Origin of the sequence: Rhodovibrio sodomensis (genome assembly GCF_016583645.1) — a bacterium.
In the GTDB taxonomy this organism is placed as follows: domain Bacteria; phylum Pseudomonadota; class Alphaproteobacteria; order Kiloniellales; family Rhodovibrionaceae; genus Rhodovibrio; species Rhodovibrio sodomensis.
This window is the reverse complement of the sequence record NZ_NRRL01000039.1, coordinates 1-14,497: the sequence shown is the minus strand read 5'-3', so window position 1 is coordinate 14,497 and position 14,497 is coordinate 1. Positions and strand designations below refer to the sequence as shown.

General features: G+C 70.3%; 14 protein-coding genes. 11 read left to right on the top strand and 3 right to left on the bottom strand.

Annotated features, from left to right (window positions below; all coding sequences use genetic code 11):
- Positions 1–49: 49 nt before the first annotated feature.
- From CKO28_RS14215 to CKO28_RS14205, 3 genes are all read left to right on the top strand, one after another.
- Complete coding sequence (locus CKO28_RS14215) at positions 50–2,884, top strand: heavy metal translocating P-type ATPase (RefSeq protein ID WP_200341456.1); 2,835 nt, start codon at positions 50–52, stop codon at positions 2,882–2,884.
- Positions 2,881–3,345 carry a Cu(I)-responsive transcriptional regulator gene (cueR, locus tag CKO28_RS14210; protein ID WP_437127631.1) on the top strand — a complete coding sequence of 155 codons (465 nt, stop codon included), beginning with the start codon at positions 2,881–2,883 and terminating at the stop codon, positions 3,343–3,345. Before CKO28_RS14215 ends, cueR begins: the two co-directional genes overlap by 4 nt.
- A gap of 75 nt (positions 3,346–3,420) precedes the next feature.
- Positions 3,421–4,644 (top strand): divergent polysaccharide deacetylase family protein, encoded by a 1,224-nt coding sequence (locus CKO28_RS14205; protein ID WP_200341455.1) that lies wholly within the window; start codon positions 3,421–3,423, stop codon positions 4,642–4,644.
- A gap of 451 nt (positions 4,645–5,095) precedes the next feature.
- Here CKO28_RS14205 and CKO28_RS14200 read toward each other — a convergent pair whose 3' ends face one another.
- Positions 5,096–5,692 carry a superoxide dismutase gene (locus CKO28_RS14200; protein WP_200341454.1) on the bottom strand — a complete coding sequence of 199 codons (597 nt, stop codon included), beginning with the start codon at positions 5,690–5,692 and terminating at the stop codon, positions 5,096–5,098.
- A gap of 201 nt (positions 5,693–5,893) precedes the next feature.
- Here CKO28_RS14200 and CKO28_RS14195 point away from each other — a divergent pair, with 201 nt between their 5' ends.
- Positions 5,894–6,736, top strand: coding sequence for a phytoene/squalene synthase family protein (locus CKO28_RS14195; RefSeq protein ID WP_200341453.1), 843 nt, complete (start codon positions 5,894–5,896; stop codon positions 6,734–6,736).
- A 173-nt stretch (positions 6,737–6,909) separates the two neighbouring features.
- Here CKO28_RS14195 and trmFO read toward each other — a convergent pair whose 3' ends face one another.
- Positions 6,910–8,328: a methylenetetrahydrofolate--tRNA-(uracil(54)-C(5))-methyltransferase (FADH(2)-oxidizing) TrmFO gene (trmFO, locus tag CKO28_RS14190; RefSeq protein WP_200341452.1), complete on the bottom strand. Its 1,419-nt coding sequence runs from the start codon at positions 8,326–8,328 to the stop codon at positions 6,910–6,912.
- 16 nt (positions 8,329–8,344) lie between these two features.
- Between trmFO and CKO28_RS14185 the strand changes: the two genes are divergently transcribed.
- Positions 8,345–8,803 carry a Rid family hydrolase gene (locus tag CKO28_RS14185; RefSeq protein WP_200341451.1) on the top strand — a complete coding sequence of 153 codons (459 nt, stop codon included), beginning with the start codon at positions 8,345–8,347 and terminating at the stop codon, positions 8,801–8,803.
- 22 nt (positions 8,804–8,825) lie between these two features.
- Here CKO28_RS14185 and CKO28_RS14180 read toward each other — a convergent pair whose 3' ends face one another.
- On the bottom strand, positions 8,826–9,638 hold the full coding sequence (locus CKO28_RS14180) for an enoyl-CoA hydratase (protein WP_200341450.1): 813 nt from the start codon (positions 9,636–9,638) through the stop codon (positions 8,826–8,828).
- A gap of 106 nt (positions 9,639–9,744) precedes the next feature.
- Here CKO28_RS14180 and CKO28_RS14175 point away from each other — a divergent pair, with 106 nt between their 5' ends.
- The 6 genes from CKO28_RS14175 (at position 9,745) to CKO28_RS14150 (ending at position 14,353) form a co-directional block, all read left to right on the top strand.
- Positions 9,745–10,176: a PaaI family thioesterase gene (locus CKO28_RS14175; protein WP_200341449.1), complete on the top strand. Its 432-nt coding sequence runs from the start codon at positions 9,745–9,747 to the stop codon at positions 10,174–10,176.
- A gap of 217 nt (positions 10,177–10,393) precedes the next feature.
- Positions 10,394–10,858 (top strand): 50S ribosomal protein L13, encoded by a 465-nt coding sequence (gene rplM, locus CKO28_RS14170; protein WP_200341448.1) that lies wholly within the window; start codon positions 10,394–10,396, stop codon positions 10,856–10,858.
- 5 nt (positions 10,859–10,863) lie between these two features.
- Entirely contained in the window at positions 10,864–11,364 is a 501-nt protein-coding gene (gene rpsI, locus CKO28_RS14165; protein WP_200341447.1) for a 30S ribosomal protein S9, read from the top strand.
- A gap of 191 nt (positions 11,365–11,555) precedes the next feature.
- A complete protein-coding gene (locus CKO28_RS14160) occupies positions 11,556–12,587 on the top strand; it encodes an endonuclease/exonuclease/phosphatase family protein (RefSeq protein ID WP_200341446.1) in 1,032 nt (343 codons plus the stop codon).
- 135 nt (positions 12,588–12,722) lie between these two features.
- Positions 12,723–13,775 (top strand): N-acetyl-gamma-glutamyl-phosphate reductase, encoded by a 1,053-nt coding sequence (argC, locus tag CKO28_RS14155; RefSeq protein ID WP_200341445.1) that lies wholly within the window; start codon positions 12,723–12,725, stop codon positions 13,773–13,775.
- 23 nt (positions 13,776–13,798) lie between these two features.
- Positions 13,799–14,353, top strand: a complete 555-nt coding sequence (locus CKO28_RS14150; protein WP_200341444.1) for a gamma carbonic anhydrase family protein — start codon at positions 13,799–13,801, stop codon at positions 14,351–14,353.
- The last annotated feature ends 144 nt before the right edge of the window (positions 14,354–14,497 follow it).

Genomic DNA, 14,497 nt, shown 5'->3' with positions numbered 1-14,497 from the left:
AAGGACCATTTGCTGAGGCAGACGACCTGAACGAGGGGCCGAAAGCGCCATGGCCGAAACTGCCCACGCAACCGAACGAGACACCATCGTCCTGGAGATCGCCGGCCTGTCCTGCGGCGGCTGCGCGGCAAAGACACGCCGCCACTTGGAAGCCGTCGACGGCGTCCGCGCGGCCGACGTCGACCATGCCGCCGGCCGGGCCGAGGTAACCCCGGCGCCCGGCGCGGCTCCAGCGCCGGAGGACCTGCTGGCGGCGGTGCACGCGGCTGGCTATACCGCCAAGCTGGCTCAGCGGCCCGGCTCGGCGAAGATCGACCTGCCGGTGTTCGGCATGTCCTGCGGCGGCTGCGCTGCCGAGGTGCGGCGCGAGCTGGAAGCGCTCGACACCGTCGCGGCGGCGGAGGTCGATGACGCCCGCGGTCTGGCGACGGTCACCCCGGCCGACGGCGGGCCGCAGGCGGCCGAGTTGGCCGCCGCGGTGGCGCGCGCCGGCTTTCGCGTGACGCCGCAAGCCTCTGGAAACGCGGACCATTCAGCGCCGCAGCCGACGGAGGAGACGGCGTCCGAGCCAGCCGCTGGACCCGGTTCCGCCGAGGCCCAACCAGCGGGCACGGAAACCGAGCAGGGCGCGGTCTGCGACCTGACGATCGAGGGCATGACCTGCGCCTCCTGCGTCTCCACGGTGGAACGGGCGCTCAACCGTGTGCCGGGGGTCGCCGGGGCGAGCGTGAACCTGGCCAACAAGCAGGCGCGCGTGCGCCTGAGCCAGAAGGTCGAGCCGGACCGCCTGGCGCAGGCGGTGAAGGACGCCGGCTACGGCGCGCGGCCCACCGAGCCGGCCGACAGCGATGCCGAGGCCGCGGGCGCGCACGCCAAGGCACGCCGGGAGTGGGCGCTGTTCGCCGTCTCCGCGATGCTGACCCTGCCGCTGGTGGCGCAGATGGGCTTCGGCCTGGTCGGCCTGCCGGGGCATCTGCCGCCGCTGGTGCAGCTGGCGCTGGCAGCACCGGTGCAGATCTTCGCCGGCGCCCGCTTCTACAAGGCCGCCTGGCCGGCGCTGAAGCGCTTTTCCGGCAATATGGACACGCTGGTCGCGCTGGGCACCACGGCGGCCTTCGGGCTCAGCCTGTACCACGTCGCCGTGGCGCCGGTCGGCGAATGGCTCGGCTGGGGCGGCGCCGGGCAGCTCTACTTCGAGGCCGCGGCGGCCGTGATCACGCTGGTGCTGCTGGGCCGGATGCTGGAGGACCGGGCGACCCGCAGCGCGGGCGCGGCCGTGCAGGCGCTGATGCGCCTGCGCCCCGAGCAGGCGCGCGTCGAGCGCGACGGCGAAACGGTGGCCGTGCCGGCCGACCAGGTCGTGCGGGGCGACGTCGCGCTGGTGCGGCCGGGCGAGCGCATCCCGGTCGACGGCACGGTGCTGACGGGCGAAAGCCAGGCGGACGAAAGCCTGGTGACCGGCGAGAGCCTGCCGGTCGCCAAGGCGCCTGGCGAGGCGGTGATCGGCGGGTCGATCAACGGCGACGGCCTGCTCCGGATCGCGGCGACCGCGGTCGGCCAACAATCCACGCTCGCCCGGATCATCGACCTGGTGCAGACGGCCCAGGCGTCGAAGCCGCCGGTGCAGCGGCTGGTCGACCGGGTGGCAAGCGTGTTCGTGCCGGCCGTCGTCGCGGTCGCGGTCGCGACCTGTGTCGGCTGGGTGCTGGCCGGCGCCAGCCTGGAGACCGCGCTGATCTACGCCGTCGCCGTGCTGGTGATCGCGTGCCCCTGCGCGCTCGGCCTGGCGACCCCGACGGCGATCATGGTCGGCACCGGTCTGGCCGCCCGGCGCGGCGTGCTGATCAAGGACGCCGCGGCGCTGGAGCAGGCGCGCGCGGTCACCACGGTCGTGTTCGACAAGACCGGCACCCTGACCGAGGGCAGGCCGGAGGTGCGCGATGCCCGTCCCCTGGGCGGCACGCATGAGAACGACCTGTTGCGCCTGGTCGCGAGCGTGCAGCAGGGCAGTTCGCACCCGCTGGCGGAGGCGATCGTGGCCTACGGCCAGGACCGCGGGATCAGCCTGGCCACGCCGGACGACTTCCGGAACGTCGCCGGCAAGGGCGTGCTCGCCACCGTCGACGGCCGGCGGCTGGCGGTCGGGTCCGCCCGGCTGATGGGGGAGCATGGGGTCGACACCTCGGCCGCTCAGGACACGGCGGACAGCTTCGAAGGCCAGGGCTGGTCGATCGTCTACGTCGGCGAACTGGGCGATTCCCCGCGGCTGCTGGGCGCGATCGGCCTGGGCGACGCGCTCAAGCCCGGCGTCGAGGCCGCCATCGACGCGCTGCAAGCCGAAGGGATCGAGGTCACGCTGTTGTCCGGCGACAACCGCCGGGCGGCGCAAGCGGTCGCCGGCCAGCTCGGCATCGACCGGGTGATCGCGGAGGTGCTGCCCGCGGACAAGGAGCGGGAGATCGAGCGCCTGCGCCAGCAGGGCCACGTGATCGCCATGGTTGGCGACGGGGTCAACGACGCCCCGGCCTTGGCCGCCGCCGACGTCGGCATCGCGATGGGCGGAGGCACGGACGTGGCGCTCCAGACCGCCGGGATCGCGTTGATGCGCGGCGACCCCCGGCTGGTCGCGGAGGCGATCCACCTGTCGCGCGCGACCTATGCCAAGATCCGGCAGAACCTGTTCTGGGCGTTCGCCTATAACACCGTGGCGATCCCGGTCGCGGCGGCGGGGCTACTGAGCCCGATGATCGCGGGCGCGGCGATGGCGATGTCCAGCGTCTCGGTGGCGACCAACTCGCTGCTGCTGCGCCGGCACGGCCGGGTCGCCGGGCGCGCCGCGCCCGAACCCGCCGCGGCCGTCCCGGCCAAGGAGGCCAAGGCATGACGACCGGCGGCATGAACATCGGCGAGGTGGCCAAGCGCTCCGGCGTGCCGGCCAAGACGATTCGCTATTACGAGAGCATCGGCCTGATCCGGCCCGCGGAGCGCAGCGCGGCCGGCTACCGGATCTACGGCGACCGGGAGCTGCAGACGCTGCGGTTCATCCAGCGCGCCCGCAACCTCGGCTTTTCGGTCAAGCAGGTCGGCGCGCTGTTGGCCTTGTGGCAGGACCGCGCGCGGGCGAGCGGCGACGTCAAGGCGGTCGCCCGACGGCACCTGGACGAGATCGACCGACGGATGGCCGAGCTGCAGTCGATGCGCGACACGCTGGAGCACCTGATCGGCCGCTGCCACGGCGACCACCGGCCGGACTGTCCGATCCTGGCCGACCTCGCCGGGGAGCCCGCGCAGGCGGACGGTGGATCGGGGCGCGCGCGGGTGGAGCGCTCCGGCGCCGACGGTTAACGGCCCGGAAGGGCGATGTGTTAGGTTGGGCGGACGTTCAAGCCGACTCGCCCCGATCCGACCCGACCGCGCCCGATGTCCGAAACCAGCCGCGCCCGCCAACGCGCCATGGCCCGCCAGGCCCGCAAGGTCGGGCCGATCGGCTACACCACCCGGCAGTTGATCGCCGGGGCGCTCGGCGTGTTCGTCGCCGGGGCGGCGATCGGCACGACGGCGGGCCTACTGCTCGGCGGCGGATCCGAGCCGGCGCAGGTCGCCGAGCGCACCGCGCCCGACGTCCAGACCCCGACGCCCAACGTTCAAACCGGTTCGGACCTCGACCGCCAAGAACCCAACTCCCTTGCCAAGGTTCCGACCAGCGGCTATGCGCAAGCGCCGGAGCCGGCGGAAGCCGCCCCGGACGGCACGGCCGCCGAAGCCGCGCCTGCCAGCGCCGCGCCGGCGATGCCGGGCGACCTGACGCATGCGCTCGAGATCACCGACCGGATCGTCGACGACGGCCGGCGGCAAGCCGCGGCCGCGCCGCCGCCCGCCGAACCGGCCGGGCTGCCGGCCTGGCGGCGCAACGCGGCGGCCTATCCGGCGCCGGGCCCGGGGGTCGCGAAGATCGCGGTGGTGATCGACGACCTGGGTCTGAACCGGCCGAACGCGCGCGCGACGGTCGCGCTGCCGGGCCCGCTGACGCTTGCGTTCATGACCTATGCGCCCAATCCGGGCGAGCTGACCCGCGCGGCGCGCCAGGCGGGCCACGAGCTGTTGGTCCACATGCCCATGCAGCCGAGCGACGACACCACCGATCCAGGGCCGAAGGTGCTGCACGGCGAGCTCGACCGCAGCGAGCTGTTGGCCCGGCTGGACTGGGGGCTGTCGCGCTTCGACGGCTACGTCGGGATCAACAACCACATGGGCAGCGCGTTCACGCGCGACGCCGAGGGCATGCGCACCGTGCTGGCCGAGCTGAAGCGGCGCGGGCTGATGTTCCTGGACAGCCGGACGATCGCCGGCAGCGTCGCCGGCCCGCTCGCCGCCGAAATGGGGGTGGCGCACGCCACCCGGGACGTCTTCCTGGACAATAACCGCGACGTGGCCGCGATCCGCGCCCAGCTCGCCAAGGCGGAACGGATCGCGCGCGAAACCGGCAGCGCCATCGCGATCGGTCACCCCTACGACGAAACGATCCAGGCGCTGCGCGCCTGGCTGCCGACTTTGCGCGACAAGGACATCGCCCTGGTCCCGGTCAGCGCGCTCGTCCAAGACGGCAGCCCGGACGTCGCGCAACTGCCGGAAGGTGGTGGGTAGCGGGGCGACCTAGGTATGCGGGCATGAGCGGCCGTGCGGCGTGCTTCGACACGCCGGCCTGCGGCCGGCTACTCAGCATGAAGTGGTATATATCTCATTGAAAAACCAAAACCTTCATCCTGGGTAGGACACCGCAGGTGTCCGTGTCGAAGGACCCCACACGGGCGCCCAGCGAGGCGTGCACAAGTCTCTGTAGTGGGAGAGGGCCAGGGTTAGGTGGCTCTGCACGGCTTGAGAGGTTGGAACACCGCTGAACTGCACGACCGCGGGCTACCTCCTCACCCTGTCCCTCTCCTCCCAAGAAGAGGAGAGGGGACCCGTTGCCTTGCTGTGCGGGGCCGGCTGAATAGGATCAGCTGATACGCGCAAGCAATTGAATCGTAAAATAAAAGGGCCGCCCTGCCTGACAGGACGGCCCTTGCACGCGCTGGAACCGCGTCGGCGCGGCCGTTTATTTCATGCGGCTGGCGACGGTCTCCCAGTCGACCAGGTTGTCGAGGAAGGCCTTCACGTAGTCCGGCCGGCGGTTGCGGTAGTCCAGGTAGTAGCTGTGCTCCCAGACGTCGCAGCCGAGCAGGGCGTGGTCGCCGAAGCACAGCGGGTTCACGCCGTTGGGCGTGCCGTAGATCTTCAACTGGCCGCTGCCGTCCTGGACCAGCCAGCCCCAGCCGGAGCCGAACTGGCCGACGCTGGTGTTCACGAACGTCTCGCGGAACTGATCCCAGCCGCCGAAGGCGTCGTTGATCGCCTTGTCCAGCTCGCTCGGCAGCTTGGTGCCGCCGCCCGGCTTCATCGACGGCCAGAACAGGTCGTGGTTCCAGTGCTGCGAGGCCTGGTTGAAGATCTTGCCTCGGGACTCGTCCTTGTAGGTCTTCTTGACGATGTTCTCCAGGCTCTCGGTCTCGAGGTCGGTGCCCTCGATCAGGCTGTTCAGCGTGGTGACGTAGGCGTTGTGGTGCTTGTCGTGGTGGAACTCGAGCGTCTCGGCGGACATATACGGCTCGAGCGCGTCCTTGGCGTAGGGCAGGTCGGGTAGCTGGAAAGCCATCGCGCGTGTCTCCCTCCTCAAGCTTATGTCGTTTGGCGCGTGGAAGACGGACGCCGGAATAGAGACGTTGGCGGCCGCCGCTATTCCCTATTTAGGCAGGACAGCACGCTTGTTAACCGGCCGGAACCGGAATCTAGGCAGCCGCCCCGGTGCCGGCCGGCCTTGGCGCGGGCCGCTGCGTCGGCTATCTGGCGGTCCGTCATGTCCGATACCGACCAGCTCTCCTTCTGCGCCGAGCAGATCCGCGCCAACGACCACGACCGGTTCCTGACCTGTCTGTTCGCCCCGAGCGGGGCGCGCGAGGACCTGTTCGCCCTCTACGCGTTCAACCTGGAGATCGCCAAGGTCGCAGAAGTGGTGACCGAGCCGATGGCGGGGCAGATCCGGATCCAGTGGTGGCGCGAGGGGCTCGACGGCCTGTACAGCGGCGAGCCGCGCAAGCACCAGGTCGCCGTGCCGCTGTCTGCGGCGGTGCGCCGGCACGCGCTGACCCGCGATCTGTTCGAACGCCTGCTGGACGCGCGCGAACGCGACCTGGACACCGATCCGCCAGCCACCCTGGAGGAATTGGAGGGCTACGCCACCGACACTTCCGGCACGCTGGTCGAACTGGCCTGCGAAGTGCTGGGCGCGCGCGACGACGCCAGCCGAACCGCCGCACGGCACGCCGGGATCGCGCACGCGTTGGTCGGACTGGCGCGCGCGGTCCCGTTCCACGCCACCCAGCGGCGGATGATGCTGCCGGGCAACCTGGCCTGGACCCACGGCCTGGACCCGCACGACCTGTTCGAACTGCGCCAGCCCCAAGAGGTTCGCCCGGTGGTGCGGGACATGGCGGAGCGGGCCGGCGACCACCTGGCCAAGGCGAAGGCCGCCAAGCCGCCGCGCGCGGCCGTGCCGGCGCTACTGCCGGCGACGCTGACGCGCCGCTACCTGCGCCTGCTCGCCGCGCACGACCACGACGTCTTCGCGCCCAAGGTCCAGACCCCGCCGCCGGGGCGGCCGTGGCGCCTCTTGTGGGCGAGTGTGCGCGGGCGGTTTTAGGGTGTACGGGCGCGGGCAATATGGCCGTCAGACGTGCTTCGACACGGCCCTGACGGGCCTGCTCAGCATGAAGGTGATAATGTTTTAAAACCAACGACTTCATGCTGAGGAGCGATCCAAAGGATCGCGTCTCGAAGCATGCCTGACGGGTGCGCCTTGCACCCGCAACGGTCTTACTCCGCCGCGACCCGCGCCGGATCGCTTGCCAGCCAGCCGTCCAGGTCCTCCAGCGCGCGCCGGGACAGCATCGGCTTCTTTTCCTTGCGCTTGATCTTCTTCTGGCCCGCGGGCGGCTGGATTTCCGGCAGCAGGCCGAAGTTGATGTTCATCGGCTGGAAGGTCGCGGGATCGCCGCCGCCGGTGATGTGGTTGAGGAGCGCGCCCAGCGCGGTCGTCTCCGGCGGCGGGCTGTGCGGCTCGCCCAGCCGCTCCGCCGCGGCGAAGCGCCCGGCCATCAGCCCGATCGAGGCGCTTTCGATATAGCCCTCCACGCCGGTGATCTGGCCGGCGAAGCGCAGCCGCGGCACCGCCTTCAGGCACAGCCGGGCGTCCAGCACCTGCGGCGAGTTGATGAAGGTGTTGCGGTGCAGGCCGCCCAGGCGCGCGAACTCCGCCTCCTCCAGACCGGGGATCAGGCGGAAGATCTCCTTCTGCTGCTTGTAGCGGATCTTGGTCTGGAAGCCGACCAGGTTGTAAAGCGTGCCGAGCGCGTTGTCCTGGCGCAGCTGCAGGACGGCGTAGGGCCGCTCGCCGGTGCGCGGATCGGTCAGGCCCACGGGCTTCATCGGCCCGAAGCGCAGCGTCTCGCGCCCGCGCGCGGCCATGATCTCGACCGGCAGGCAGCCCTCGAAATAGGGGGTGTCCTGTTCCCAGGTCTGGAACTTGGTGGTCTCCGCCGCCAGGAGCGCGTCGATGAAGCGCTCGTACTCCGCCTGATCGAACGGGCAGTTGATGTAGTCGCCCTGACCCTGCGCGTGCTTGGCGCCGTCGTTGCCGTCCTTGTCGTAGCGCGACTGGAACCACGCCTTGTCGAAGTCGATCGTGTCCTTGTAGACGATCGGCGCGATCGCGTCGAAGAACGCCAGGTAGTCCGCGCCCGACAGTTCCTGGACCGCCATCGCCAAGCCGGGCGCGGTCAGCGGGCCGGTGGCGACGATCACGCTATCCCAGTCTTCCGGCGGCAGCGCGTCGATCGCCTCGCGGCGGACCTCGATCAAGGGATGGTCGCTCACCGCCTGGGTCACGCTGTCGGAGAACACGTGCCGGTCGACCGCCAGCGCGCCGCCGGCCGGCAGGCGCGCCTGGTCGCCGGCCGCCAGGATCAGGCTGCCGCAGCGGCGCATCTCCTCGTGCAGCAGGCCGATCGCGTTGGTCTCCGGGTTGTCGGAGCGGAAGGAGTTGGAGCAGACCAGCTCCGCCAGTCCCTCGGTCTGGTGCGCGTCGGTCTGCCGCTCGGGGCGCATCTCGTGCAGGATCACCGGCACGCCGCGGTTGGCGAGCTGCCAGGCGGCCTCGCTGCCGGCGAGCCCGCCGCCGATCACGTGGACGGGCGTGTGGACGGTGGCTTGGGTCTGCTTCGGGCTCAGGGTCATGGCCGGAGAGATAGCCGTGCAGGCCCGCGCACACAAGATTGCGGCGCGCACAAGCTTCCAGCGCCGGTGCGTGCGTGGCATACTGCAGCGCGTCATGGAGCATCTGCGCGACACCGGCCTCGATACGGGCGAGACGCCGCTCAGCCACGCGGTGATCGACGACCGCTACGTCTTCGTCAGCGGCCTGGTCGCGGCAGACCTGCCGGACGCGGCCGCGGCGATCGGCGACGTCGCGGCGGAGACGCGCGCGGTGATGGCCGGGCTGGAGCGGCTGCTGACCCGGCTGGAGCTGTCGCTCGGCCAGATCGTCCGGGTAACCGCGCACCTGACCGACCTGGACGAAATGCCGGCGTTCGACAGCGCTTACGCCGCGTTCTTCCCGGACGGCCAGTTCCCCGCGCGCACCTGTGTGGAGGTCTCGCGGCTGGTCGGCGGCTGCCGCGTCGAGATCACCGCGACCGCCCGCCGGCACTGACCCGAAGCGCCGGGCGCGCTGGCTACTCGCCGGTCCACTGCGGTTCGCGCTTTTCCAGGAAGGCGTCGATCCCCTCGGCGGCGTCGCGGGCCAGCATGTTCTCGGTCATCACCTGGGCGGTGTGGCGATAGGCTTCGTCGAGCGACTGGTCGAGCTGTTGGTAGAATGCGCGCTTGCCGATCTTGAGCACGTGCGGCGATTTCGAGGCGACCGCCTCGGCGTAACTCATCACCGCGGCTTCCAGGCCCGCGTGGTCGACCGCCTGGTTGATCAGGCCCCACTCCGCGGCGACCGGCGCGCTCACCATCTCCCCGGTCAGCAGCATCTCCATGGCGCGCTTGCGCGGCACGTTGCGCGACAGGGCGACCATCGGGGTGGAGCAGAACAGGCCGATGTTGACGCCCGGCGTCGACAGGCGCGCCGCGTCGTCCGCCAGCGCCAGGTCGCAGGTCGCGACCAGCTGGCAGCCGGCGGCGGTGGCGATGCCGTGGACCTTGGCGATCACCGGCTGGGGCAGGCGGGTGATCGTGCTCATCAGCTGGCAGCAGGTCTCGAACACCTCCTCGTAGAACGCGCGGTCGGTGCGGCTGCGCAGCTCCTTGAGGTCGTGACCGGCGCAGAAGCCCTTGCCGGCCCCCTCGATCACGACGCAGCGGATCGCCTGATCCTGGCCGATTTCCTGCAGCGTCGCCGTCAATACACGCATCATCTCGAGCGACAGCGAATTGTACGCCTTGGGCCGGTTCAGCGTGACCCGGGCGATCGCGCCCGTGTCCTGACGCAGGACGAGCGCGTCGTCCTGATTGGCGGCGACTGGCTGGCTGTCGTCGGGCATGATGCGGTCCTTCCCCGGTGTTCTGGATGGCGGGCGTGCGGGCCACCCGCTTCCCCGCTCCGCCAGCAGCATGCCATAAGACCGCTCAGGGGAGGAACGCCAAGCGATGAGCCGGATTTCAGAGACCGACCTGCAGCACCTGATCGACACGCAGCTGCCCTGGGTGCGCGCCATGGGCATGAGCGTGCAGGCGATTCAGGAGGGGAGCTGCCGGGTGCGCCTGCCGCACCGCGACGAGCACCTGCGCCCCGGCGGCACGATCAGCGGGCCCGCGATGATGGGCTTGGCGGACTATGCCATGTACGTCGGCGTCCTGTCCGCGATCGGCCGGGTCGAACTCGCGGTCACCACCAACCTGTCGATCAACTTCCTGCGCCGGCCGCAGCCGGCCGCGATCCTGGCCGACTGCCGGATGATCAAGGTCGGCCGCCGGCTCGCCTACGGGGAGGTGTTCCTGTACGCCGAGGGGGCGGAGGACGACGGCCCGGTTGCGCACGTCACCTCGACCTACTCGATCCCCCCGGACCGGGACGGCTAAAACTGGGGTAACCGAGTACCGCTTTTCTAAAGCCCTGGTTTTGGACGGTTCTTGGGCCGATCCCGCGTTTCTTCGTGTTGACAGACGGTCGGTGCGCGCCTACAACCCGCGCCCAGTCACGCCGCGCCGGCCGCCGGGTACCGACCCGTCATGCCACCCGGCCGCGCGGCGCCTCGACACCAGAACACCCACCATTGGCCACGGGCGATTCACGATCATGAAGACCTACAACGCCAAGCCGGCCGACGTCGAGAAGACGTGGCACGTGGTCGACGCTCAGGACGTCGTGCTCGGGCGGCTCGCCGCCAACGTCGCGATGATCCTGCGGGGCAAGAACAAGCCGACCTTCACCCCGCACGTCGACTGCGGCGACAACGTCATCGTCGTCAACGCCGACAAGGTGCGCATGACCGGCAAGAAGCGCACCCAGAAGACCTATTATTGGCACACCAACCATCCGGGCGGCATCAAGTCCCGGACGGCCGACCAGATCCTGTCCGGCCAGTATCCGGAACGGGTGATCTACAAGGCGGTCGAGCGGATGCTGCCGAAGAGCAAGCTGGGCACCCAGCAACTGAAGAACCTGCGCGTCTACGCCGGGCCGGAGCATCCCCACGAGGCCCAGCAGCCGCAGCAGCTCGACATCGGGTCGATGAACCCGAAGAACCGTAGGAGCGCGTAAACCCGATGGCGCAGGAAGAAGAACAGACCCTGAGCGACTTCTCCGAGCTGAGCGGCGCGGCCACCGGTGCGGCCACCGGCGAGAGCGACGCGCCGCTGCCGGACCCGCAGATCGACGCGCAGGGCCGGTCGTACGCCACCGGCAAGCGCAAGGAATCGGTCGCCCGCTGCTGGATCAAGCCGGGCAGCGGCAAGATCACCGTCAACGGCGCGGACCTGGGCGCCTACTTCGTGCGCCCGGTGCTGCGCATGATGGTGATGCAGCCGATGGCGGCGGCCGGGCGCGACAACCAGTTCGACGCCTACATCACCGTCACCGGCGGCGGCCTGACCGGCCAGGCCGGCGCGGTCAGCCACGGCCTGTCCAAGGCCCTCACACGCTACGAGCCGGCGCTGCGTCCGGTGCTCAAGCAGGGCGGCTACCTGACCCGCGACGACCGCAAGGTCGAGCGCAAGAAGTACGGCCGCAAGAAGGCGCGCCGCAGCTTCCAGTTCTCCAAGCGCTAACGGCTTTCCAGAGCCGCAGGCGCACGCGCGAACGACGAAACGCCCCGCCGCGCACTTCCGCGGCGGGGCGTTTTCGGTGTGCGCGGATGTCATCAAGGTTTGATGCAGCCGTGGCGCGATCTTCCGATATCCTGATCCCGCCGTCGCGCGTAGCGGCGGCGCATACGATCGGAACCGGGAGGGATGACGCCATGGCGACCTTGCGGATTGCCACCTTCAACCTGGAAAACCTGGCGGTCGAGCCGGACGACGATCGCGACCCCACGCTCGACGCGCGGATCGCGGTGCTCCGCCCGGCGCTGCAGCGGCTCGACGCCGACGTGCTATGCCTGCAGGAGATCCACGGCCACCGCGACGGCGACAGTGGGCCCTGGCGCCTGGAAGCGCTCGACCGGCTGGTCGAGGGGACCGACTACGCCGCCTTCCACCGCGCGGCGACCTGGAAGACCGGCGACCCGGCCAACGGGGCCGCTTACCGGCGCAATCTGGTCACGCTCAGCCGGTACCCGGTCGTGGCGCAGCAGCAGTACCTGAACGACCTGACGCCGGCCCCGCGCTGGCGGCCGATCACGGCCGTCGACGACGCCGGCAACCGCCCGGAGACGCGCGACTACAGCTGGGAACGCCCGGTCCTGCGGGCGCGCCTGGACCTGAGCGCGGTCGCCGGCGGCGGCCGGCAGATGGACGTGATCAACCTGCACCTGAAGTCCAAGCTGCCCACGGCCGTGCCCGGCCAGCAGGAGACCTGGTACCGCTGGAAGACGGCGCGCGGCTGGGCGGAAGGCTTCTACATCTCCTCGATCAAGCGGGTCGGTCAGGCAATCGAGGTGCGCGCCCTGCTCGACCAGTTGTTCGAGGCCGCCGAGGCCGACGGCGAGGACGCCTGGATCGCGGTCTGCGGCGACCTCAACGCCGATATCGAGTCCGTGCCCGTGCGCGCGATCCGCGGCGAGGTGGAGGATCACGGGAACCCGGACCTGCTGGGCCAGGTGATGGTCGCCTGCGAACGCACCGTGCCGGACAGCAAGCGCTTCACGCTGTACCACCATGGGCGCGGCGCGATGATCGACCACATCCTGGTCAGCCGGCCGATGATCGCCTGCTACCGCGACACCCAGGTGCACAACGAACTGCTGCACGACGAAAGCGTCGGTTACGCCTACGATTCCAAGTACCCGGAAAGCGACCACGCCCCTGTCGTGGCGCACTTCGACCTCGCTTGAGCCGCGGGCTTAGCCGGTCGGGGCCGCCGCATTAAGACCGCCGCCCTTTGCCGCCGGCGCCGCGGTGCGCTAGAACCTGGGCCGCACCAGCGATCAGAGGCAGCGGCATCCCAGGCAAGCGGTAACGGGGCAGGCATGAGCGCGCAGGACAGACTGAAGATCGGCGTCCTCGGGGCGAGCGGGTACACCGGCGCGGACCTGGTGCGCCTGCTGGCGGCGCATCCCAACGCCGAGATCCGCGTGCTGACCGCCAACCAGCAGGCCGGCCAGCGGATGCGCGCGGTCTACCCGCATCTGGGCGGGCTCGATCTGCCGGACCTGGTGAAGTGGCAGGACGCCGACTGGTCGGCCCTGGACGTCGCGTTCTGCGGCCTGCCGCACGGCACCACGCAGGAAATCGTGGCGCAGATGCCGGACCGCCTGAAGGTGGTCGACCTGTCCGCCGACTTCCGGCTTCGCGATCCCGACGTCTACGCCCAATGGTACGGCCACGACCACCGCGCGCTGCGGCTGCAGGAGCAGGCCGTCTACGGCTTGACCGAGCTGAACCGCGAAGCCGTGCAGGGGGCGCGGCTGGTCGCCTGTCCAGGCTGCTATCCCACGGCCGCGCTGCTCGCGCTGGTGCCGATCGTTCAGGCCGGGCAGATCGACGCCGGCGATCTCGTGATCGACGCCAAGTCGGGCGTCACCGGCGCCGGGCGCAAGGTCGCCCAACAGCTGCTGTTCGCCGAGGTCGGCGAGGGCATCCATCCCTACGGGATCGCCAGCCACCGCCACGCGCCGGAGATCGAGCAGGAGATCGGCCGCGCCGCCGGCGGGCAGCCGGTGCAGGTCTCGTTCACCCCGCACCTGATGCCGATGAACCGCGGCGAGCTGGTCAGCTGCTACGTCCGGCTCGCCCGGGGCGAAAGCGCCGACAGCCTGCGCGCGCAGCTCGCCGAGCGCTACGCCCGCGAGCCGTTCGTGCGCGTGCTGGAACCCGGCGAAAGCCCGGCGACGCGCAACGTCCGCGGCTCCAACTACGCGGTGATGAACGTGTTCGCCGACCGGATTCCGGGGCGTGCGATCGTGATCTGCGCGATCGACAACCTGGTGAAGGGCTCCAGCGGCCAGGCGATCCAGAACATGAACCTGATGACCGGCCTGCCCGAGACCGCCGGCCTGGGCCAGCAGCCGCTGTTCCCGTAACCCAGCCAACAGCGAGACGTGCCATGACCGGTCATATCCTGAGCTTCAACGGCATCACGCCGAAGATCGCCGACGACGTCTTTGTCGCCGAGACCGCCGTGATCATCGGCGACGTTGAGATCGGGCCGGGCAGTTCGATCTGGTACGGCTGCGTGGTGCGCGGCGACGTCAACCGGATCCGGATCGGCGCCCGCACCAACGTCCAGGATGGCACGGTGGTGCACGTCAATCACGACCCGACCGGCAGCTACCTCGAGACCGGCGGCGGCACGCCGACCCACATCGGCGACGACGTCACGATCGGCCATATGGCGCTGATTCACGCTTGCCGGATCGAGAGCGGCGGCTTCGTCGGCATGAACACCACGATCATGGACGAGGCCGTGGTCGAGGGCGGGGCGATGGTCGCCGCCGGCGCGCTGCTGACGCCGCGCAAGCGCGTGCCCTCGGGCGAACTGTGGAGCGGCAGCCCGGCCAAGAAGATGCGCGCGCTGACCCAGGAAGAGCGCGACTACATCCCCTACAGCGCCCAGAACTACGCCCGCCTGGCCGCCGAACACCTGCGCCAGTTCGGGTAGGGGGTCCCCGTCCATTCCGTCTCAATCCCCCTCCTCCACGTGGGAGGAGGGGCGAGGGGGGTGGGACCACGAGCGCGAATGCCGCGGGCAACCTCCGCTCCCTAGCCCTCTCCTCCCAGGTGGAGGAGAGGGAAAAACGCCGAA

Bases quoted from the DNA above. Each gene is read 5' to 3' on its own strand.
- CKO28_RS14215 (WP_200341456.1), top strand. From the start codon at position 50: ATGGCCGAAACTGCCCACGCAACCGAACGAGACACCATCGTCCTGGAG.
- cueR (WP_437127631.1), top strand. From the start codon at position 2,881: ATGACGACCGGCGGCATGAACATCGGCGAGGTGGCCAAGCGCTCCGGC.
- CKO28_RS14205 (WP_200341455.1), top strand. From the start codon at position 3,421: ATGTCCGAAACCAGCCGCGCCCGCCAACGCGCCATGGCCCGCCAGGCC.
- CKO28_RS14200 (WP_200341454.1), bottom strand. From the start codon at position 5,692: ATGGCTTTCCAGCTACCCGACCTGCCCTACGCCAAGGACGCGCTCGAG.
- CKO28_RS14195 (WP_200341453.1), top strand. From the start codon at position 5,894: ATGTCCGATACCGACCAGCTCTCCTTCTGCGCCGAGCAGATCCGCGCC.
- trmFO (WP_200341452.1), bottom strand. From the start codon at position 8,328: ATGACCCTGAGCCCGAAGCAGACCCAAGCCACCGTCCACACGCCCGTC.
- CKO28_RS14180 (WP_200341450.1), bottom strand. From the start codon at position 9,638: ATGCCCGACGACAGCCAGCCAGTCGCCGCCAATCAGGACGACGCGCTC.
- CKO28_RS14175 (WP_200341449.1), top strand. From the start codon at position 9,745: ATGAGCCGGATTTCAGAGACCGACCTGCAGCACCTGATCGACACGCAG.
- rplM (WP_200341448.1), top strand. From the start codon at position 10,394: ATGAAGACCTACAACGCCAAGCCGGCCGACGTCGAGAAGACGTGGCAC.
- rpsI (WP_200341447.1), top strand. From the start codon at position 10,864: ATGGCGCAGGAAGAAGAACAGACCCTGAGCGACTTCTCCGAGCTGAGC.
- CKO28_RS14160 (WP_200341446.1), top strand. From the start codon at position 11,556: ATGGCGACCTTGCGGATTGCCACCTTCAACCTGGAAAACCTGGCGGTC.
- argC (WP_200341445.1), top strand. From the start codon at position 12,723: ATGAGCGCGCAGGACAGACTGAAGATCGGCGTCCTCGGGGCGAGCGGG.
- CKO28_RS14150 (WP_200341444.1), top strand. From the start codon at position 13,799: ATGACCGGTCATATCCTGAGCTTCAACGGCATCACGCCGAAGATCGCC.